Source organism: Pseudomonas sp. FBCC-B35, assembly GCF_059133755.1.
Genome location: NZ_CP101439.1, coordinates 2,045,153 through 2,066,524 on the forward strand (window position 1 = coordinate 2,045,153; position 21,372 = coordinate 2,066,524).

Genomic DNA, 21,372 nt, shown 5'->3' on the forward strand with positions numbered 1-21,372 from the left:
AGTTTGGCCCGCACAGCGTGGTCCGTCCGGACGCTGCGCAACAGGGAGAAAATCCCGCCGAGGCCGGGAAAACTTCCCACCGCCAACCTCTTTTCGCACGTCGTCGCAAGCCCTACTACCAAGGAACGAGCACCCGACCACCAAAGCAGCATACGGCCCCGGCGCCGCGGTTTCTAAGATGGCGGCACGGCCTCTGTGGTTGAGGCCTTGCGTGCAACCGTGAGGGCATAACAATGACAATCAAACGCAACGTCGTGCTGGCTGCCGGCCTGTTGGCCGGTGCCGTGTTGACCGGGTCGGCCTGGGCCCATGGCAACGTGGTGCCGCAGGCGGTGGAGACCCAGGGGCTGACCCCGATCAAGGAGGCTGGCGTGAGCCTGGATGCCGATGGCTGGGCGGCGGTCAACCCTTACCGCGAGTCGCCCGAGCACGACAAGGCGGTCGAAATCGGGGCGTCGGCGTACAACCAGAACTGCGCGGCGTGTCATGGTCTTGAAGCCAAGTCCGGCGGCATCGCGCCTGACCTGCGCATGCTCGACGTCGGTGAAGCGGGTGATGAGTGGTTCGTCGAACGTGTGCGTCACGGTGCCGTACGCGATGGCCGCGTATACATGCCCAAGATGGCGGACTACCTGAGCCAGGAAGCGCTCTGGGCAGTGCGCACTTACCTGGACAGCGTGCACGTGGAGGAATGAACGTCGTGCGCCACTGGGCGGCCATGTTCTGCGCCATTGCCGGCCTGCTGCTAGGGGGTGCGGCGGTGCAGGCGCAGGTGCGCAACTACGATTCGATCATCGCCGCAGGCGAGCTCAAGGTGGCGGTCTACAAGGACTTTGCCCCCTACAGTTTCCAGGACCATGGCCAGGCCCGTGGGGTGGACGTGGAGCTGGCGCAGGCGCTGGCCGACGGGTTGGGCGTACGCCTGCAACTGATCTGGGCACCGCCTGGCGAGAAGCTCGACGACGACCTGCGCGATTACATCTGGCGAGCAAGCCCGCTGCGTCACCAGCAGCTGGCCGATGTGATGATGCGCGTGCCCTACGACCAGGCCTATACCCAGAAGCGCAACGAATTGGGCGAGCTGGAAAACGGCCAGGTGGTGATGTTCGGCCCTTACCAGCAGGAGCGCTGGCAGGTGGCGTTCGATCGCAGGCGCCTGCCTGCGGTCAGTAGTATCGCGGCGCTAGAGGGTCACCCGGTCGGGGTCGAGGTGGACAGCGTGCCTTCGTTCTACCTGACATCGGTGTTCGACGGGCTACTGCGTGCCAGCGCGCGCCACTACCCCAGCGTGCAGCGAGCGTTCGCGGCCATGGGCAAGGGCGAGGTGGATGCGGTGATGGCCATGCGCGGTGAAGTGGATTGGCAACTGCACCAGGCCCGCGATCGGCACCTGCAGGTGGCTGAAAACGCCTACCCCAGCCTGGGCAAGCAGGTTTGGGAAATCGGAATGGCGGTGCACGAAAGCAACCGGCAGCTGGCCTATGCCCTGGAAGAAACCCTGGAAACGATGATCCGCGAGGGGCGCATGCAGGCGCTCTACGCGCACTACGTGCTGCGCTACGAAGTCCCGGAGATGTACCAATAGGAGCGGACGATGAACTGGCGAGCGGGATTGGGGCTGGTGTGCATCCTGAGCGGGTCGGCTCATGGGCTGGGCGGTACACCTGCCAGCAATGCCGACCCTGTCCCTTCGGTGATGTGGGCGTTCTACCACAAGCAGATCTTGAACCAGGCGCCGTTCGTCTTCGATGATCGGGTCAAGGTGCTGGCGCCGCCTTTTGCCGAGGATGCTCGCCAGGTCCCGCTGGAGATCGATGCTCGGGCCTTGCCTGACGTGGTGCGGATTCTGGCCTGGGCCGAGCTCAATCCGTTGCCGCGCATCGTCGACTTCGAACCTGGGGAACAGGTCATGCCCTGGTTGTCGGTGCGCATCCGGGTCGAGCAGGCTACGCCGTTACGCGCAGCGGCGCTGACCCGCGACGGCACTTGGCATGTGGGATCGGTCCTGGTCGACGCAGCGGGTGGGGGGTGCACCGCACCCAGCGTGGTGCGCACCCAGCCTGGATGGGAGGAGCACTTGGGTGAAGTGCTCGGGGGGCGCTATCGGCGCCAGGATGGCAGCCGCTTGCGCCTGCAGATCGCTCACCCCATGGACAATGGCCTGGTCAGCGGGATTCCCGAGTTCTTCATCAACCAAGCTGAGTTGCTGGATGAACACGGGCAGCAGATCGCGACCTTGGTGCTTTATCCGGCGGTCAGTGAAAACCCAAGCCTTGGGTTCGATGTACGCGCACCGGGGCCTATCCGCCTGGTGCTTCAGGACAACAGCGGCAATCGGTTCGAAGCCGCCGTGCCTTGAACGTGGCCGGCGTGGTTTCATGCCCATGGGAGGTACCTGATGCGATGGATGATGCTCTTGCTGCTGGGCGTGGGCCTGCCGGCGCTGGCCGACTTCGACTACCGGCTAGCGCCGCGACAGATCGCCCAGGGCACCTGGGTACTTGAAGGCAGTACCGACAATTTCCAGAAGGCCAACGGCGGCAATGTCGTGAACACGGCGTTCATCGTGACCGACGCCGGTGTGGTGGTGATCGATAGTGGGCCGTCCAAGCGCTATGGGGAGGCCATGCGCCAGGCAATCGCCGGGGTCACGGACAAGCCCGTCATCGAAGTCCTGTTGACCCATCACCACCCGGATCATGTGCTGGGCAACCAGGCATTCGCCGAGGTGCCGATCGCTGCACTGGCCGGTACGACCGAGCTGTTGCGCCAGCAGGGCGATGCCATGGCCGAGAACATGTACCGTCTGGTCGGTGACTGGATGCGAGGCACCGAAGTGGTCTTGCCGACCGAGGTGGTACAACCCGGCAGGCGTGAAGTGGGCGGGCATCGACTGCGCCTGTTGGGCTTGGCAGGGCATACCGGCGCTGACCTGGCCATTTTCGATGAAACGACCGGCGTGCTGTTCGCGGGCGACCTGGTGTTCTACGAGCGTGCCCTGACCACGCCCAACAGCCCGGGGCTGGACGTCTGGCAACGTGACCTGGACACGTTGCAGGCCTTGCCCTGGCAGCAACTGGTACCGGGCCATGGCCCTGTCGCAAGCGATAGCAGGCCCTTTGCCCAGATGCACGATTACCTGCGTTGGCTGGATGGCCTGATGCGCGAAGGCGCCGAGCAGGGCGCCGACATGGTCGAGATGATCCGCAGCCCTGTGCCCGAGCGGTTTGCCGCGATCAGCCTGACGCGCTATGAGCTGATTCGAAGTGTCAGTCACCTGTACCCACGCTATGAAAAGCAGGTGATGCAACGGGTGGATGTGAGGCCCTGATAACGGCCAGGCCCTGTTCCCTTGTACCAAGGAACTAGGGTTTTGCGCATTGCGGTCAATTGCTGGCAGCCAGGGCGGGAACAAGAATTCCCGCCACACCGGGAAAATTTCCCGGCATAACAAAAAGCCAAAGGTAGCTGCCATGACCCGTACTCCATGCCGTCCCGTGTTTGCCTTGAGCCTTGTGTTCAGCGCCTTGCTGCTTGCCGGCGCAGCCCACGCCGGCGTCACCGATGCCGAGATCCTGCAAGACCCCAAGAACCCCCAGCAGATCGTGACCAACGGGCTGGGTGTGCAGGGCCAGCGCTACAGTCCGCTGGACATGCTCAACACCCGCAACGTCAAGGAGTTGCGGCCGGTTTGGGCATTCTCGTTTGGCGGCGAGAAGCAGCGCGGCCAGCAGGCGCAGCCGTTGATCAAGGATGGGGTCATGTACCTCACAGGTTCCTACTCACGGGTATTCGCCGTCGACGCACGCACCGGCAAGAAGCTGTGGCAGTACGATGCCCGCTTGCCCGACGATATCCGCCCTTGCTGCGATGTCATCAACCGAGGGGTTGCGCTGTACGGCAACCTGGTCTTCTTCGGCACCCTGGATGCCAAACTGGTGGCCCTGAACAAGGACACCGGCAAAGTGGTCTGGAGCAAAAAAGTGGCCGACCACAAGGAAGGCTACTCCATCAGCGCGGCGCCCATGATCGTTAACGGCAAGCTCATCACCGGCGTTGCCGGGGGCGAATTCGGGGTGGTGGGCAAGATCCAGGCCTACAATCCGGAGAATGGCGAGTTGCTCTGGATGCGGCCCACGGTCGAGGGCCACATGGGCTATGTCTACAAGGACGGCAAAGCCATCGAGAACGGCATCTCGGGCGGTGAAGCCGGCAAGACCTGGCCGGGCGATCTGTGGAAGACCGGCGGCGCGGCTCCCTGGCTGGGCGGCTACTATGACCCGGAAACCAATCTGATCCTGTTCGGCACCGGTAACCCCGCCCCCTGGAACTCGCACCTGCGTCCCGGCGACAACCTGTATTCGTCCTCGCGCCTGGCACTGAACCCGGACGATGGAACGATCAAGTGGCACTTCCAAAGCACGCCCCACGACGGCTGGGACTTCGACGGCGTCAACGAGCTGATAGCGTTCAACTACAAGGACGGGGGCAAGGAGGTGAAGGCCGCCGCCACGGCTGACCGCAACGGCTTTTTCTACGTGCTAGACCGCACCAACGGCACGTTCATCCGCGGCTTCCCCTTCGTCGACAAGATCACCTGGGCCACGGGCCTGGACAAGGACGGTCGCCCGCTCTACAACGACGCCAGTCGCCCGGGCGCACCGGGCAGCGAGGCCAAGGGCAGCTCGGTGTTCGTCGCGCCTGCCTTCCTGGGCGCCAAGAATTGGATGCCCATGGCCTACAACCGTGACACCGGGCTGTTCTACGTGCCTTCGAACGAATGGGGCATGGACATCTGGAACGAGGGCATCGCCTACAAGAAAGGCGCAGCGTTTCTGGGCGCAGGCTTCACCATCAAGCCCCTGAACGAAGACTACATCGGCGTACTGCGTGCCATCGACCCGGTCAGCGGCAAGGAAGTCTGGCGCCACAAGAACTACGCCCCGCTGTGGGGTGGGGTGCTGACCACCAAGGGCAACCTGGTCTTCACCGGCACCCCCGAGGGGTTCCTCCAGGCCTTCGATGCCAAGACCGGCGAGAAGGTGTGGGAGTTCCAGACCGGCTCCGGTGTCCTTGGCTCACCGGTGACCTGGGAAATGGATGGCGAGCAGTACGTGTCGGTGGTCTCCGGCTGGGGCGGGGCTGTACCGCTGTGGGGCGGGGAGGTGGCCAAGCGGGTCAAGGACTTCAACCAGGGCGGCATGCTCTGGACCTTCAAGCTGCCCAAGCAATTGCAGGGCGCCAGCGCAACCGCGCAGCGCTGAACCCTACTACCAAATGACGAGCGCCCCGCTGCCAACGATGCATTCGCCTGGCAAGCGGGGCTTTTTACCATCGTCGTATCGCCTGTCGCAGGCAGGCATCGACCCGCAGAGGCTCAGCATGATCTACGCACAACCCGGAACCCCAGGCGCCGTCGTGTCCTTCAAGCCACGCTATGGCAACTTCATCAACGGCCAGTTCGTACCGCCAGTGGCGGGGCAATATTTCACCAACAGCTCGCCGGTCAACGGCCAGCCGATCGCCGAATTTCCGCGGTCCACCGCCCAGGATGTGGACAAGGCCCTGGACGCCGCCCACGCCGCGGCCGATGCCTGGGGCAGAACCTCGGTGCAGGACCGCGCGCTGATGCTGCTGCGCATCGCCGATCGCATCGAGCAGAACCTGGAGGTGCTGGCGATTACCGAAACCTGGGACAACGGCAAGGCCGTTCGTGAAACGCTCAATGCCGACGTGCCGCTGGCGGCGGATCATTTCCGCTATTTCGCCGGCTGCATCCGAGCCCAGGAGGGCGGCGCCGCCGAGATCAACGAGGGCACCGTCGCGTACCATTTCCATGAACCGCTGGGTGTGGTGGGGCAGATCATCCCTTGGAACTTCCCTTTGCTGATGGCCGCCTGGAAGCTTGCCCCGGCACTGGCCGCTGGCAACTGCGTGGTGCTCAAGCCCGCCGAGCAGACGCCGCTGTCGATTACCGTGTTTGCCGAACTCATCGCCGACCTGCTGCCCGCTGGCGTGCTCAATATCGTCCAGGGCTTTGGCCGTGAAGCCGGAGAGGCCCTGGCCACCAGCAAGCGCATCGCCAAGATCGCCTTCACAGGCTCCACGCCGGTGGGCGCGCACATCATGAAATGCGCTGCGGACAACATCATCCCCTCGACGGTAGAGCTGGGCGGTAAATCGCCGAACGTGTTCTTCGAGGACATCATGCAGGCCGAGCCCGCCTTCATCGAGAAGGCGGCAGAAGGGCTGGTCCTGGCCTTCTTCAACCAGGGCGAGGTGTGCACCTGCCCGTCGCGGGCGCTGATCCAGGAATCGATCTACGAGCCGTTCATGGCCGAGGTGATGAAGAAGATCGCCAAGATCAGCCGTGGCAACCCGCTCGATACCGACACCATGGTCGGCGCGCAAGCCTCCGAGCAGCAGTACGACAAGATCCTGTCCTACCTGCAGATCGCCCAGGACGAAGGCGCGCAATTGCTGGCCGGCGGCGCTGCCGAGCGCCTGCAGGGCGACCTTGCCAGCGGCTATTACATCCAGCCCACGCTGCTCAAGGGCGACAACAAGATGCGCGTGTTTCAGGAGGAAATCTTCGGGCCCGTGGTGGGTGTGACCACCTTCAAGGACGAAGCCGAGGCGCTGGCCATCGCTAACGACAGTGAATTCGGCCTGGGCGCTGGCGTGTGGACCCGCGATATCAACCGTGCCTACCGCATGGGCCGCGGCATCAAGGCCGGGCGCGTCTGGACCAACTGCTACCACTTGTACCCGGCGCATGCTGCGTTCGGGGGCTACAAGAAGTCGGGCGTGGGCCGCGAAACCCACAAGATGATGCTCGACCACTACCAGCAGACCAAGAACCTGCTGGTGAGTTATGACATCAATCCACTGGGCTTCTTCTAAGGCTCAGGCACCCTCGTCCATGGGCGCCGTGAGTTCGTTCCAAAGTAGCATTTGGCCCCGCGGCTGCCCGTGCATTAATGGCTGTACCGGAATCGTCCGGCCCAAGAAGAGGACACGCCATGTGGACCAAACCCACCTTCACCGACTTGCGCATTGGCTTTGAAGTGACGATGTACTTCGCTAACCGTTGATCCGCACGCCGGCCACCCTCGCGGTGGCCGGCGTCTTTCTACCCGCCAGGAACATGTTGAGCCGTGGAGCCGATCAGCCGTCAGCAGGCCTTGCAAGTGCACCGGCGGGCACGCTTGCGCTGGGAGCCGAGTACCGGCATGCATGTGCTCCAATGCCCGGGCATGGTCATCGAACTGACCGGCAGTGCCGGTTGGGTGCTGGAACTGCTGGACGGGCAGCGCAGCGTGGCCGTTGTGATCGAGCACTTGCGTCAGCGCTATGGGGACGTGCGAGGCCTTGAGGAGGATGTGCTGGGCTTTCTCGAGCTCGCCAGGGTCAGGGCCTGGGTCGAGTGAGCGACGATGCCACCTAGGTCTGGTTGCTTTCGTGGATGGATGCATTACGCTGGCACTCACCTTCCAGAACAATAAGATCAGGCTTGCCCATGAGCCAGAGTTTCAGCCCGCTACGCAAATTCGTTTCGCCTGAAATCATCTTCGGTGCCGGCTGCCGGCATAACGTGGCCAACTACGCCAAGACCTTCGGGGCCCGCAAGGTGCTGGTGGTCAGCGACCCCGGGGTGATCGGTGCCGGGTGGGTGGCCGACGTCGAGGCCAGCCTGCAAGCCCAGGGCATCGACTATTGCCTCTACAGCGCAGTGTCGCCCAACCCCCGGGTCGAGGAGGTGATGCTCGGCGCCGAGATCTACCGGCAAAACCATTGCGATGTCATCGTCGCAGTCGGCGGGGGCAGCCCGATGGACTGCGGCAAGGCCATCGGCATCGTGGTGGCGCACGGACGCAGCATCCTCGAATTCGAGGGTGTGGACATGATCCGCGTGCCCAGCCCCCCGCTGATCCTGATCCCGACCACGGCCGGCACCTCGGCGGATGTGTCGCAGTTCGTGATCATCTCCAACCAACAGGAACGCATGAAGTTCTCCATCGTCAGCAAGGCGGTGGTGCCCGACGTGTCGTTGATCGATCCGCAGACCACCCTGAGCATGGACCCGTTTCTGTCGGCCTGTACCGGGATCGATGCCCTGGTGCATGCGATCGAGGCGTTCGTCTCCACCGGCCACGGCCCCTTGACCGACCCCCATGCCCTTGAAGCCATGCGGCTGATCAACGGCAACCTGGTGCAGATGATCGCCAATCCGACCGACATCGGCCTGCGCGAAAAAGTCATGCTGGGCAGCATGCAGGCGGGGCTTGCCTTTTCCAATGCCATCCTCGGCGCCGTGCACGCGATGTCCCACAGCCTGGGCGGCTTCCTGGATCTGCCCCACGGGCTGTGCAACGCGGTGCTGGTCGAGCATGTGGTGGCGTTCAACTACAGCTCGGCGCCAGAGCGTTTCAAGGTGATTGCCGAGGTGATGGGCATCGATTGCCGGGGCCTGAACCACCGGCAGATCTGCGCGCGTCTGGTCGACCACCTGATCGCCTTGAAATACGCCATGGGCTTCCATGAAACACTCGGGCTGCACGGTGTGCGCACCAGCGATATTCCATTCCTGTCGCAGCACGCAATGGACGATCCGTGCATCCTGACCAACCCACGTGCCTCCAGTCAGCGAGACGTCGAGGTCGTTTATGGCGAAGCCCTCTGAAGCGCAGCAGCGAGCACTGGCCGGGCTGCTCGGGCTGGGCGACCAGTCCGCGCGCAAGAGTCATTACCCGGAGCTGGCCGCGCGGCTGGAGGAACTGGAAGCTGAGCGCAACCGCTACAAGTGGTTGTTCGAAAATGCCGTTCACGGCATCTTCCAGGCCAGCCTGCAGGACGGCATGCGTGCTGCCAACCCGGCCCTGGCGCGGATGCTGGGCTACGACGACCCTCAGGCCGTACTGTTCTCGTTGACCGACCTTGGCGCCAACCTCTTCGTCGGGGGTGCTCAGGAACTGCACGCCATCACCACGACCTTGGCGCGCGAGCATAGCCTGCACGGTTACGAAACCCGCCTGCGGCGCCGTGATGGCAGCCACATCGACGTGCTCATGAACCTGTTGCGCAAACCCGGGCATGAGGGCTTGGTGGAAGGGTTCGTGGCCGATATTACCGAGCGCAAGCTGGCGCAGCAGCACTTGCAGCAACTCAACGATGAGCTTGAGCAGCGGGTGGCCGACCGGACCGACCAACTGCTCGAAGCCAATCGCAACCTGCACCAGCAGATCACCGAACGCAAGCAGATCGCCCGGGCCCTGCGCGACGCCCGGGACGCCGCACAACTGGCCAATCGCAGCAAAGACAAGTACCTGGCGGCGGCCAGCCATGACCTGCTGCAGCCGCTCAATGCCGCCCGCTTGCTGATCGCGACCCTGCGCGAGCGGCCGCTTGCGCAGGCCGAACAACTGCTGGTGGAGCGCACTCACCAGGCCTTGGAAGGGGCCGAAGACCTGCTGACTGACCTGTTGGACATCTCGCGACTTGATCAGGCCGCCGTGAAGCCGGACATGGGCGTGTACCACCTGAGCACCGTGTTCGCGCCGCTGGTGTCTGAGTTCGAGCCAGTGGCCGACGCCGCAGGGCTCAAGCTCAGGGCGCGCATTCCCGACGTTGCCGTGGGCACCGATCTGCGGCTGATGACCCGTATCCTGCGCAATTTTCTCAGCAATGCCTGCCGCTACACGTCAACGGGCGGCGTGCTGCTGGCGGCGCAGCGGCGTGGCCATTACCTGGCGCTGCAGGTATGGGATACCGGGCGCGGTATCCCGGAAGATCGCCTGGAGTCGATCTTCCTCGAGTTCAACCAGTTGGATGTGGGCCGTGCAGCCGAGCGCAAGGGGGTTGGCCTGGGCCTGGCGATCGTCGAGCGCATCGCCAAGATACTCGAGCATCCGGTACGGGTGCGGTCGCGGCCCGGACGAGGGTCGGTGTTCACGATTGAGGTGCCAATGGCAAGCTGCCTGCCGGCTGCTACCCCAGTGGTCCTCCTGCAGCCGAGCATGGGGGACCCACTGCCGGGGCGGCGGCTGCTGGTGCTGGATAACGAGTCGAGTATCTTGCACAGCATGGGCGCCTTGTTGAGCCAATGGGGGTGCGAGGTCGTCACGGCTTTGGATCAGCACGCGGCCTGTATCGCGCTGCAGGGTCGGCCGCCAGAATTGATTTTGGCCGACTATCACCTGGATCATGGCGTTTTGGGGTGCGACGTGGTTGAGCGGTTGCGTGAGCAATTCGGGTGCACGATCCCTGCGGTCATCATTACCGCCGACCGCAGCGACGAAGGCAGGCGGGCGTTCCAGGCGCTGGGCATGCCGGTACTGAACAAGCCGGTAAAACCCGGGAAACTGCGCGCGGTGCTCAGTCAACTGCTGACCTGACCGACAATCGGGCAGCGTATTTCACGGAATTTAAGCGTTGGCACGGATATCTCATGGAAGTTGGCCATGCCCGGGTCGGGTGGGTCATGCGACCACGCGTTGGTGAACAAGAACAACAAGGGGGCTTACATGAGCTGTCTGATATGCGCAGGACAAGCAGAGTCCGTCGAATGTGCCGGCGGGTGGGAGCAGCGCCAGTGCGCCCAGTGTGGGTGTTACCGAATGTCCCAGGCATTGATTCTGACGATGATGGAAGAAGGCCAGATATTCGACACTGCTCGCATGCGCCAGTGGCTCATGGTGAGCAGGGACAGCATGCCGGTGCCTTGCATTGACCACGCTCAGGCGATTCTGATGCCGTGAGGTGGTGGAGGGCTCTGCGGGTGCAGAGCCCTGCGTCTGTCAGAGAATGGGCTTGCCGCCTGTCACTGCATAGCGCGAGCCGCTGATGTAGCTCGCTTCATCCGAACCCAGCAGCACGTAGATCGGGGCTACTTCCACCGGTTGGCCCGGGCGGCCCATGGGGTAGCTGGAGCCGAAATTCTTGACTGCTTCGTCGGGCATGGTCGCGGGGATCAACGGCGTCCAGATCGGGCCTGGCGCTACGCTGTTGACGCGTACCCCTTTTTTGGCCAGCAGTTGCGCAAGCCCTGCGGAGAAGTTGGCGATGGCGCCTTTGGTCGCCGCATAGGCCAACAGCGAGGAAGACGGATCATCGGAGTTGACCGAGCTTGTGTTGATGATCGAGCTGCCTTTGGGCATGGACGGCAAGGCGGCCTTGCAGATGCGGAAGATCGCCGTGATGTTGGTGTCGAAGGTTTTCACCCATTCGTCGTCTTCGATTTCCTCGAACGTTTCGTGGGCCATCTGGAAGGCGGCGTTGTTGACCAGGATGTCGATGCGGCCGAATTCGGACACGGTTTTTTCCACGATCGCATGGCACTGCTGCTTCTGCGCCAGATCGCCTGGCAGCAGTAGGCACTTGCGCCCGGCTGCCTCGACCCAGCGCGCGGTCTCCTTGGCGTCTTCGTGTTCGTCCAGGTAGGAGATAGCGACATCGGCGCCTTCACGGGCATAGGCGATGGCCACTGCGCGGCCAATGCCGCTGTCGCCGCCAGTAATCAGCGCTTTCTTGCCCTCGAGCCGGCCATGGCCGACGTAGGTCTGCTCGCCGCAGTCCGGTACCGGGTCCATTTTCGGCTGGGAGCCGGGCACTGTCTGGGGTTGGGAGGGGAAGGGCGGGGTAGGGTAGTCGCGCATGGTAAAAGCTCCTGCAGTTGAGAATGCTCGTACCTGTTCGAAAGGTCCCGTTGCCCTGGGTTGACTCGGATCGATGATTGGGACGACGAGCGGCCGTTGGCAAGCCTTAAGCGTGTTTCCCCATGCGCGTGAGCATGGGGAAACAGCGTCGGCGCTACCTGTGTTTACCGCGCACGCGCCACGCGCCCCATGCCAGGCCCAGCGTGGCCGCAACCACCGAGCCTGCCAGCACGCCCAACTTGGCCGCACCCAGCGCCGCTGGGCTGGCGAACGCCAGGTTGGCGATAAAGATGGACATGGTGAAGCCAATGCCGGCCAGCAGCCCGATCAAGGTGATGCCGCTCCAGTTGACCCCTGGCGGCAGCGAGCACACGCCCAGGCGCACCATCAGCCAGCTGATGCCGACGATGCCCACTGGTTTGCCGATGACCAGCGCCGCCATCACCGACTCCATCACCCAGCGCGGCGTCTCGCTGTCCAGGTTGACGCCCGACAGGCTCACCCCGGCATTCGCCAAGGCAAACAGCGGCATGATCCCGAATGCCACCCAAGGGTGCAGCGCGCTTTGCACACGCACCACCGGCGGCAGCACTTCACGTTGGGCCACGCGCAGCTGCTTGAGGGGCGTCAGCAGTTCGCTTGCGTCTTGGGCCGCGGCTTTGGCGCGGCCGACCACCTCATCGCTCAGGCGCGACACGGCTTCTACGGGGCGCTCCCACATGGGTCGGCTGGTGACAGGGGTCATCAGGCCGAGTACGACGCCTGCCAGGGTAGGGTGGGCGCCGGTCATCAGCACACCCACCCATGTGATCGCGCCTGGGATGACGTAGGCGAAGGCCGAGCCGACGCCAATGCGCTGCATGAGCAGGACCAGCAGCACGCCCACTGCCGCGACAGCGAAGCCTAGGTAGTCCAGGCCACCGGAATAGAACACGGCGATGATCAGCACGGCGATGATGTCGTCGATGATCGCCAGGGCCAGCAGAAAGACGCGAATATTCGACGGGATCGACTTGCCCAGCAACGCCAATACGCCGACCGCAAAGGCGATATCGGTGGCTGTCGGCACGGCCCAGCCTTGCTGTTCGCTGGGCGCATGGCCGAAGCCCAGGTAGACCATGGCAGGCACGGCGACGCCGCCCATGGCTGCCACCATGGGCAAGGACGCCTGGCGCAGGCTGGAAAGGGCGCCTTCATGAATCTCGCGGCGAATCTCCATGCCGACCACGAGGAAGAAGATCGTCATCAGGCCGTCGTTGATCCAGAAATGCAGGGACTGGGAATAGACCAGCGAGCCGATGCCCAGCGTGATTGGCGTATGCCAGAGGGCGTCGTAACTGGCGGCGGCCGGGGAGTTGGCCCAGATCAGGGCGGCGATGGCGGCGATCAGCAGTACCACACCACTGACGGCTTCGATGTGCAGGAAACGTTCGAGGCTGGCCAGCGCGCGCTCGGCCAGTTGCTGTGCTTTGGGGACTATCGTGTTTTGCATAGGCGCAATAACTCCCGCATGGCGGCCCGACCTGCGTAGCTTGTTTAACCTGCTTCACTGCCCCAAGCAGCTAGCACCCGGGCGCGATTGTAGCGCAACTGGCCACGTGTGGGGAGACTGAGGTCGGTGACGCCGGGCTATGCACCGCGCTGCATGTGGGTGGCGTTAGACAACTACCTCAAAGACAGGTCTCGAAGCTGGCTGAGTGACGCTTTTGCGACTCACAGGTGCTTCATGACAAACTCGCCGTTTTCCGATGATTCCGTGGATGCATTCATCGCCGACCGACTGCCACCCTGGATGACTGATGCCACGGTCGAGCAGCTCCAAGTCCTGCATCAGGCGCTGCTTGACCAGCAACGGGCGCGTGAGCAGGTTCAGGCCGTTTTCGCCCAAGTGCAGCCTCTGGACGACTTCGCCAGCACATTACTTGAGGCGGCATTGCAAAGGCTCTTGCACCGGCCGGTGGACGTCCGAGCTGCCAGGCTTCATCGCGTGGTGCATGTACGTTACCCGTCCGGTGTAACCGCCATTCCTGATCGCGTGGTTCCCAAGACGCTGGAGCAACCCTTGCTGGCCTGTGCGTTGCACAATTTTGATCGGCGAGAGACCGCCGAGGTAGCCTGGTTGCCACAGTCGAACGTGCTGGATGCGGATGGGACGGTGCTCCCCTTGCGTCCGCGGGCTTTCGCGGGGGTCTGTCGGTCCTTGGACCTGGGCGCTGCTTACCAGCAGCACCTCAAGCAGGTGCTGTTTGCCGGCGACAAGCGCCGACGCGAAGTCAACGCGGACCTTGAAGAGGGGTGGCGCCGCAGCCTACTGGCCGCTGTAGAGCTCGCGCGGCTACAGGGCGTCGTGAAGGGTGCGAAGCTTGATCGCCTGGTCAGTGCTGTAGCCGGCGCTGTCGAGCCACTGCCAGGCGCGTTCAGCGAAATTCGGCTGTTTGGCCGAGTGGTGACCGGTGTTACGGTGTTCGAACCTGCGTCTGAGCACGGCTCATCCGCGCCACAGAACCTGATCGTGTGGATACCTGACGATCCCCATGGCGCCATTGGCGCTTACCCTTCGTGGTCGCAGTTGTTTCGCAGCCTTGGCACGCGTTTGCGCGACCCTGCGTACCGGCAGTTCTTCCAGCGCTTCATCAAGGAGCATGATCGCCTGCATTTCAGCCAGCGCTTCCAGCATGCGCTGGGCAGCGCAGCGGCTGAGGACCCCATCGAACTGGACGGTCGCCACCAAGTCATCCACGGTGCACTGATCGCGCACCTGCGCAGCGTCCAGGTCGATACCCTGCTCGAGGACGCGCATTCCCTGGCTGTGCCCAGCACGGCGGTGGACAGTCAAGCGCGCGACCGGCGTAACCACTTACTCAAGGGTCTCGGGCTGGACCTGCTGGGCTTGGCCAGTTTCTTCGTACCCGAGCTCGGGTTGCCCTTGCTCGCACTGGCGGCGCGCCAGGTTACCGATGACGTGATCGATGGCTACCACGAGTGGGCGCTTGGCGATCGAGAGGCAGCGCTCGGTCATCTGATGTCGGTGGCGCAAAACGTCGTCATGATTGGGGTAGGCGCCGCTGTCGGTGCAGCCACGGGCCGGATGCTGGCGCGAGAGGGCGTCATCGATGAACTGGCACCTGTGCTGACGCCTGCGGGCGAGCAGCGCCTGGCCCGGGTCGACCTGCCAGGTTATGCGGTTCCCGACTCGGACCTGATGGCCGGGCAGCGGGGTTTGCTCAATGGGCGTTTACACGTGGCCGTAGAGGGCAGTGCCTACAGGTTGGGGCCTAGTGAGTATCGCGCGACGATTGAGCATCCGCAGCGTGTCCAAGCCCCTGCAGTTAGCCTGGAAGACAATGAGGCGGGCGGGATGCGCCATGCACTGGAGCGCCCTCAGGAGTGGTCCGACGTCGGCATGCTGGTGGCGCGTCTGGGCTCGAACCTGAGTTCGGTTAGCCCAGCAGCGGTGCGCGCGGTGCTGCGCAGTGTAGGGCTGGACGAAGCCGCGTTGCGTCGCTTGCATCTTGAAAACGCACCTGCACCTGCGCGCTTGTGTGATGCCGTGCACAGATACGAGCTGCATCGAGCGTTCCCCCGCCTGCGTGGACAAGCCTTCGAAGCGCATTGGCATGAGGCAGAGGAAGTGCCCGCGCTGGCGGCCGAGCCGCTGCACCGCGATTTTCCAGCACTTTCCACGCGCGCTGGCCGGGAGTTGCTCACGGCCGCGGGCGATACCGAGCTCAGGCAGTTGCTGGAGCAACGCAAAGTGCCGCTCGCGCTGGCCGAGCGGGCACGATGGGCGTTGCATGACGCACGCCTGGATCGTGCGTGTGCCGGTTTCGAGCAGGCCAACGCCGTTAACAGGGATACCGAGCGGTTGGCTTTGGCATTGCTGCACCGCGACTGGCCTTGGGCTGCGGCAGTCAAGATAGAAGTGCACGAGGCGCAATTCGGGGGCGATATGCGAGCCAGCGTAGGCGCTGACACGGCACCCGAGACCCGCTGCCTGATTCATAAGGCACAGGGGTACCTGATAACCGATCATGCAGGACGTCCCCTGCACGGTGCTGTGGCCAGTGATGATTTTTTCCAGGCATTGCTGCGCACCCTTGACCCCGAGCAGCGCGTTGCCATGGGGGCGGCCTCGGGGGCCCCGGCCGATCTTGCCAGCGCGCTGGCAGACCGTGCCTTTGCTGACCGGACACAGGCTGCGCGGCTCTTGGGCATGGTGCCGGTGGGCAAGCCAAGGCCTGCGATGCGCCTTGGCGATGGACGTATCGGCTATAGGCTGAGTGGCCGTCCGGAAGGGTCGCGGCAAGCCATGCTTCGGGGCTACCAGCAGATCTTCCCGACGCTGAACGAGATGGAAATCGAAGTGTATCTTGAGCGGGTGCGGTTGCAGGGCGAGCAACCGTGGGATCACCTGCGCCAATTGCAGCAGTGCCTTGTCGATCTGGGTGAAAACCTGGCAGCCTGGCGCCGAGAAGCAACCACTGCGCCTTTGCCTGAGCGCCGTCGACAGATTGCTCGTCGCATCCGCCAATGCTGGCGGCGTAAGCGACCCGATGCCGATGGCGAGTACCGCCTGGTCATCGACAGCGAGCGCATCGAAAGTCTTCCGCTGTTGCCTGAGCAAGCGTCGTTCGATCACGTCACCCACCTGACAATTCGCCGCGCCTACTTGTCGGGCATCACCGAGGGGTTTCTCCAGCGATTCCCCAATGTACGCACCCTGGACTTGAGCCACAACTTGCTAAGCAGTGTTCCAGAAGGCTTGCAGGCACTGACCCAGCTCACCGAGCTGCGCCTGACGCGCAACCAGATCGTGATCGACGACGCAGGCCTGGCCAGGCTCAGTGCATTGACCAGGTTGCGCATCCTTGACCTGTCGCATAACCCTATCGGTCGGCTGCCACCGCTGGGACGGTTGCTGGATCTACAACGGCTGCACTTGCGTGGCACGGGCTTGAACGAGTTGCCGATAGAGGTATACATGCACCCCGCGTTGGAAGACATCGACCTTCGCGACAACCATATCGCGGGCATGAGCCCGACCCTTGCTCACTCCCACCGGCGTCTGGCTGGGCTAAGCCTGCACGATAACCCTGTGCCCGAACCCACCCAGACCGCGCTACGCAGCACGCTGGGCGAAGTCGGGGCAACGGCCTTGCCTGTGCGCCGTCATGGCCCTGGCGGGCAAGAATCCCTTGAGCGCTGGTTGGCGGACTCCAGCCCTGAGGAGCGTGGGATTCGCTCCGAGCATTGGGCGGCGCTGACCGACGAGCCTGGCAGCGATGACCTGATGCGGTTCTTCAACGACCTTGGGCGCTCGAACGACTATGACTTTCAAGGCATCGATCTGCGCAGGCGCATCTGGGCGTTGATCGAGGTGTGTGTCGAGCATTCGCAGGTCCGTGAAGCTGTCTTCCAGCAGGCAGCGGGCCCGCGCACCTGTGCTGATCAGATGCTGCTGATGCTTAGCCTGTTCGAGGTGCGTGCCCTGGTCGCGACCCGCACCGCAGGGCTTGCCGCCGCAGACACGGCGCCTGCTCTCGTGCGCATTGGCCGCGAGCTGTATCGCCTGGACGAGGTGGATCGTGTCGCAGCCCAGCACATTGCCAGCGAGCGGGCCAGCAACCCCTACGGCCTGATCGATGAAGTGGAGATACACCTGGCATATCGGGCAGGGTTGGTCCGGCCGTTGGGACTGCCGGCTCAATCACGCTACATGTATCACCGGGTATTTTCCGACGTCGACGATGTGCGTCTGCGTGAAGCCGCACGCAGTATTCTGCTGGCTGAAAGCAACGCGCGGATTGCCGATTCGCTACTGCAGCGCACGTTTTGGATGGATTTTGTGCGCACTTCGTATGCAAACGAATACGAGACATTGAACCAGCCCTACCACGTCCAGCTCGAGGCACTTTTGCAGGGCCAGGAAGGTATGACCGAGCAGCAGATCATCGAGGCCGTGGGTAAACTTGCCGATGAGCGCAGCGCGGCCGAGCGCCAGCTGACCCTGTCATTGACCTTGCGGCTGCTGCTGGAGCATCCCTGGGAGGGAGAACTGGCGTGACTACCGGGCCCGTCATTGATGGGCCCGCTTATCCGCTGGCGGGTGTGGGCCTCAGAAGTGGTAGCGCAGCGTTGTCATGACGTTGCGTGGGGCGCCGTAGATGCCACCCGCCGTGGTCGTCAGGTAGTGCCTGTCGAACAGGTTACTGACGTTCACACTGGCTGAAAGCTGTGGAGTGACCTGGTAGCGAGTCATCAGGTTGACCAGCGCATAACTGCTCTGGGTGGTGGCGTAGCTCAAGGCGTAGCCCGTTTCACTTTGCCAGTTGAACCCGCCGCCGACAGTCCATTTATCCAGCCCACCCGGCAGGCGGTAAGTGGTGAACAGCTTCACGCTGTTGCGCGGAATCTCGGTGACGATGCGCTCGTCGTTGGTATCGAAGCTGACGTTATAGGAATAGCCCGCCGTGACCTGCCAGCCTTCAGCCAGCTCACCGTTGACCTCAAGCTCCACACCTTCGCTCGTGGTGCCGCTCTCGGCGCGATACGCCTGAAACCCGTTGGGCTGGAGCAGGCGCCCATCGGCGATTGCCAGGTTGTCCTGCTCTACTCGGAACAGGGCCAGGCTCGCGGTCAGGCGTTCGTCGAGCAGGTCGGCTTTCAATCCTACTTCGTAGCCTGTGCCTTCCTGTGGATCGAGGGGCGAGCCCTTGACGTCGCGGATCTGGTTACCTTGCGGGTTGAAGATTTGGGTATAGCTGGCGTAGGCAGCCCAGGTATCGTTCAGGTCATAGACCAGCCCAGCATAGGGGATGACCACACCATTTTCGGTGCGCTCGGTGCGTTGACGCGAGCCACTATAGAGCGCGCTCTTGTTCACCCTGTTCCAGTCGACCACGCGCGCCCCGAGGATCAGCCTGGCGGCGTCGCTCAGGTGCAGCCGCGAGGTCAAGTAGCCGGCGTACTGGGTTTCGGTCATGTCGGTGGTACCGATTTGGGTGAACACTGGCTTGGGGGACGACCCGTTCCAGTTGAAGATGTTGTCGATGGTGTCGTCGTAGCCTGTTCGAGCGCTCTGCCAGCCGCCGAAGTTGGAGGTGCCTCTTTCCTCGGTCCGCGACAGGGTCACGCCACCGATCAATTCGTGCTCGCGCCCCAGGGCGTCGAAGGTGCCGGTGAGATAGGCGTCCAGGCTGTCCTGGGTGGGCGCTGCCTTCCAGCGTGTCGGGTTGATCGTTGCACCGGCACCGGTTGCTGGGTCGATTTCGCCATCGACGTAGGCGATCACGGTGTCGTAGTCGTTGCGCGCGTGGGTGTACTCCACCTTGCCGCTCCACCCGTTGGCGAACTGATGTTCAAGCGAGGTGAAGAGAGTACTTTGCTGCCGATCATAGTAGCTCCAGTTTGGCGCGGTATTGAACGAGCGGGAGAAATGTGTGCGTGCCCCGTCCGTGGTGAACAGCGGGAAGCCGGTGCGAATGGGGGCGTTACTGTGGGTGACCTGATGGCTGAGGCCCAACGTCAGCAGGGTCGTGTCGCTCAGGTCCAGTTCGGTGATGCCATATAGGGTCGAGAGTGCTTGGCTAAAGCGGTCGATCCAGGCGTGCTGGTCCTTGTGATCGGCCACCAGGCGGCCGCGCAGCCTGCCGCTTTCATCGAGCGCGCCGCTCACATCAACACCCAGGCCATAGCGATCCCAGCTACCAGCCTCGGCGCTCAGTTGCACGTGAGGATCAACGGTGGGGCGTTTGCGAATCAGGTTGATGGTGGCCGATGGGTTGCCCATGCCACTGATCAGGCCCGTGGCGCCGCGCACGATTTCCACGCGGTCGTACATGGCCGTGTTCTGGGTGTAGTTGTCCATGTTCGCCGACGTGGGGACGCCGTCGATCTCGAAGTTGCGGATGGCAAAGCCCCGTGACAGGTACGCCGTACTGTCGGCGCCCAGACTTTCGCGAATGACGGTGATGCCGGTGGTTGCGTCCAGTGCGTCGGTGAGGGTATCGAGCTTCTGGTCGTCCAGGCGCTGGCGCGTCAGGACCGTGATCGATTGTGGGGTTTGCTTGAGTGACAGGTTCAGGCGCGTGGAGCTGCTGGACGATTCGGTCGTGTAGGCGCCTGAACCTTCGGTGAGTGCGCCGGGGGCCTTGCCGGAAATGCTCAGGGCGGTCAGTTCAATCGCCCCGCTGTTGCTCGGGGCGGGGGGGAGCACTAGGTAGCCACCATTGGTGTCGCGACTAAGGCGCAGGCCAGTGCCTTGCAACAGGTGATTAAGCCCTTCCCATGCGCCGTAGCGTCCTTGCAGGCCGCTCGAGCGCAGGTCGGCGAGGGCGTTACGATCGAACGACACCGAAAGGGCGGCGCGCTGGGCGTATTCGTTCAGTACGCTGTCGAGGGGGCCTGGGGCGATATCGTGGCTGATGGTCTTCACCTGATCAGCTGCCAGGGCGGGTAGGTGGTCAAGCGGTGAGAGGGCAACGGCTAGCAAGGTTAGGCGCAATATCTGGGTACGTGAAAGTGATTGGGTGCGAAGTGTCATGGCGTGTCCGTTCGTCCTAGGCGTGATCGCGGGTTATTCCGCCGCTTTTTTATATGAACGAACGAGCACGATGATTCACCAGGGTTGTTGGGGATGAGCCTTGGCTAGGGTGATATTCTATGGCCCTACAAGACTAATTTCAGTTGCAATACATCTTGCAGGGCGCGCGGCTTGCAGTTGCAGTTGCAGTTGCAGTTGCAGTTGCAGTTGCAGTTGCAGTTGCAGTTGCAGTTGCAGTTGCAGTTGCAGTTGCAGTTGCTTTTGCTCTTGCTTCTAAGCGCGCGGTAGCCCAGGCGCCGCAGATCGCGACTTCAGGAGGCCGAGCGCAGGGCTTGCGGAGGGAGGTGACAGGCATGGATGCCTGTCAAGCGCTGGGCCCCAGGATGGGGCCTGCAGCGCGGTCCTCCCGGGAGCAAGCCCGGAGCGAGGGGACCCCGGAGCGTAGCGTAGGGGCCGGATGATAGGAGCAGGCGGTTTTTGCTTACTTTTTGGCAAGACAAAAAGTGAGCCGCCGTAAGGGCGGAAGGGTGACTGTGCGCCACCCGCGCCAATGAATACCAACTCGATATATGCGCCAACGCTTTGAAGTTTGAAGTTTGAAGTTTGAAGTTTGAAGTTTGATTGGGTTGGTGTGGGTATTGATAGAGCGCATAGTCCATTTGCGATGGCGACGGTTAATCACCTTTTCGCCCTTACGGCGAGTTACTTTTTGTCAAACGCCACAAAAAGTAACCAAAAAAGGCTGCGCTCCATTCATACGGCCCCTACGCTGCGCTTCGGGGTTCCCTCACTCCGGTCTTGCTCCCGGGAGGACCGCGCTGCAGGCCCCATCCTGGGGCCCAGCGCTTGACAGGCATCCATGCCTGTCACCTCCCTCCGCAAGACCTGCGTTCGGCCTTCTGAAGTCGCGAAGATCAAGATCAAGATCAAGATCAAGATCAAGATCAAGATCAAGATCAAGATCAAGATCAAGATCAAGATCAAGATCCACAGCAACAGCGGTGACGACGATGACAACTATGTTGGAAGTAGTTTGTAAGCGTGTCCATATCGAATAACTAAGAATTGAATATCGCCCCTAGGTACCCTTATCCCCCATGTGGGAGCGGTCTCGTGCCGCGATGGGCCGCACAGCGGCCCCTGGCGTTATCGGATCGATCTCAGAAAAGACCAATT

At 62.9% G+C, this 21,372-nt stretch carries 16 protein-coding genes; 13 read left to right on the forward strand and 3 right to left on the reverse strand.

Going from position 1 to position 21,372, the window contains the following annotated elements:
- The first annotated feature begins 233 nt into the window (after positions 1 to 233).
- From pedF to NMB38_RS09515, 11 genes are all read left to right on the forward strand, one after another.
- Complete coding sequence (gene pedF / locus NMB38_RS09465) at positions 234 to 695, forward strand: cytochrome c-550 PedF (protein ID WP_027914778.1); 462 nt, start codon at positions 234 to 236, stop codon at positions 693 to 695.
- A complete protein-coding gene (locus tag NMB38_RS09470; protein ID WP_494355017.1) occupies positions 692 to 1,585 on the forward strand; it encodes a substrate-binding periplasmic protein in 894 nt (297 codons plus the stop codon). Before pedF ends, NMB38_RS09470 begins: the two co-directional genes overlap by 4 nt.
- A 9-nt stretch (positions 1,586 to 1,594) precedes the next feature.
- Entirely contained in the window at positions 1,595 to 2,359 is a 765-nt protein-coding gene (locus NMB38_RS09475; protein WP_288650686.1) for a quinoprotein dehydrogenase-associated SoxYZ-like carrier, read from the forward strand.
- Between the two features lie 39 nt (positions 2,360 to 2,398).
- Positions 2,399 to 3,331: a quinoprotein relay system zinc metallohydrolase 1 gene (locus NMB38_RS09480; protein WP_128610561.1), complete on the forward strand. Its 933-nt coding sequence runs from the start codon at positions 2,399 to 2,401 to the stop codon at positions 3,329 to 3,331.
- 142 nt (positions 3,332 to 3,473) lie between these two features.
- Positions 3,474 to 5,264, forward strand: coding sequence for a PQQ-dependent alcohol dehydrogenase PedH (gene pedH / locus NMB38_RS09485; protein WP_027914782.1), 1,791 nt, complete (start codon positions 3,474 to 3,476; stop codon positions 5,262 to 5,264).
- 118 nt (positions 5,265 to 5,382) lie between these two features.
- The gene (gene exaC, locus NMB38_RS09490) at positions 5,383 to 6,903 is read left to right on the forward strand and encodes an acetaldehyde dehydrogenase ExaC (protein WP_027914783.1); all 1,521 of its coding nucleotides are present in this window, start codon (positions 5,383 to 5,385) and stop codon (positions 6,901 to 6,903) included.
- Positions 6,904 to 7,022: 119 nt separating this feature from the next.
- Positions 7,023 to 7,094, forward strand: a complete 72-nt coding sequence (pqqA, locus tag NMB38_RS09495) for a pyrroloquinoline quinone precursor peptide PqqA (RefSeq protein ID WP_080672057.1) — start codon at positions 7,023 to 7,025, stop codon at positions 7,092 to 7,094.
- A gap of 63 nt (positions 7,095 to 7,157) precedes the next feature.
- Positions 7,158 to 7,430 (forward strand): pyrroloquinoline quinone biosynthesis peptide chaperone PqqD, encoded by a 273-nt coding sequence (gene pqqD / locus NMB38_RS09500; RefSeq protein WP_027914784.1) that lies wholly within the window; start codon positions 7,158 to 7,160, stop codon positions 7,428 to 7,430.
- Positions 7,431 to 7,519: 89 nt separating this feature from the next.
- Positions 7,520 to 8,683 (forward strand): alcohol dehydrogenase-like regulatory protein ErcA, encoded by a 1,164-nt coding sequence (gene ercA, locus NMB38_RS09505; RefSeq protein WP_132578782.1) that lies wholly within the window; start codon positions 7,520 to 7,522, stop codon positions 8,681 to 8,683.
- Positions 8,667 to 10,394: a PAS domain-containing hybrid sensor histidine kinase/response regulator gene (locus tag NMB38_RS09510; protein ID WP_027914786.1), complete on the forward strand. Its 1,728-nt coding sequence runs from the start codon at positions 8,667 to 8,669 to the stop codon at positions 10,392 to 10,394. The genes ercA and NMB38_RS09510 overlap by 17 nt, the downstream gene beginning before the upstream one ends.
- Positions 10,395 to 10,616: 222 nt before the next feature.
- On the forward strand, positions 10,617 to 10,757 hold the full coding sequence (locus NMB38_RS09515; RefSeq protein WP_165919249.1) for a hypothetical protein: 141 nt from the start codon (positions 10,617 to 10,619) through the stop codon (positions 10,755 to 10,757).
- 39 nt (positions 10,758 to 10,796) lie between these two features.
- Here NMB38_RS09515 and NMB38_RS09520 read toward each other — a convergent pair whose 3' ends face one another.
- A complete protein-coding gene (locus NMB38_RS09520; RefSeq protein WP_027914787.1) occupies positions 10,797 to 11,654 on the reverse strand; it encodes an SDR family oxidoreductase in 858 nt (285 codons plus the stop codon).
- Between the two features lie 154 nt (positions 11,655 to 11,808).
- Positions 11,809 to 13,146, reverse strand: coding sequence for a Na+/H+ antiporter NhaA (gene nhaA / locus NMB38_RS09525; protein ID WP_027914788.1), 1,338 nt, complete (start codon positions 13,144 to 13,146; stop codon positions 11,809 to 11,811).
- A gap of 234 nt (positions 13,147 to 13,380) precedes the next feature.
- Between nhaA and NMB38_RS09530 the strand changes: the two genes are divergently transcribed.
- Positions 13,381 to 17,718, forward strand: coding sequence for an NEL-type E3 ubiquitin ligase domain-containing protein (locus NMB38_RS09530; protein ID WP_286751229.1), 4,338 nt, complete (start codon positions 13,381 to 13,383; stop codon positions 17,716 to 17,718).
- A 51-nt stretch (positions 17,719 to 17,769) separates the two neighbouring features.
- Here NMB38_RS09530 and NMB38_RS09535 read toward each other — a convergent pair whose 3' ends face one another.
- Entirely contained in the window at positions 17,770 to 20,196 is a 2,427-nt protein-coding gene (locus NMB38_RS09535) for a TonB-dependent siderophore receptor (protein ID WP_494355018.1), read from the reverse strand.
- An 859-nt stretch (positions 20,197 to 21,055) separates the two neighbouring features.
- Here NMB38_RS09535 and NMB38_RS09540 point away from each other — a divergent pair.
- Positions 21,056 to 21,235, forward strand: coding sequence for a hypothetical protein (locus NMB38_RS09540; RefSeq protein WP_426935498.1), 180 nt, complete (start codon positions 21,056 to 21,058; stop codon positions 21,233 to 21,235).
- Positions 21,236 to 21,372 lie beyond the last annotated feature (137 nt).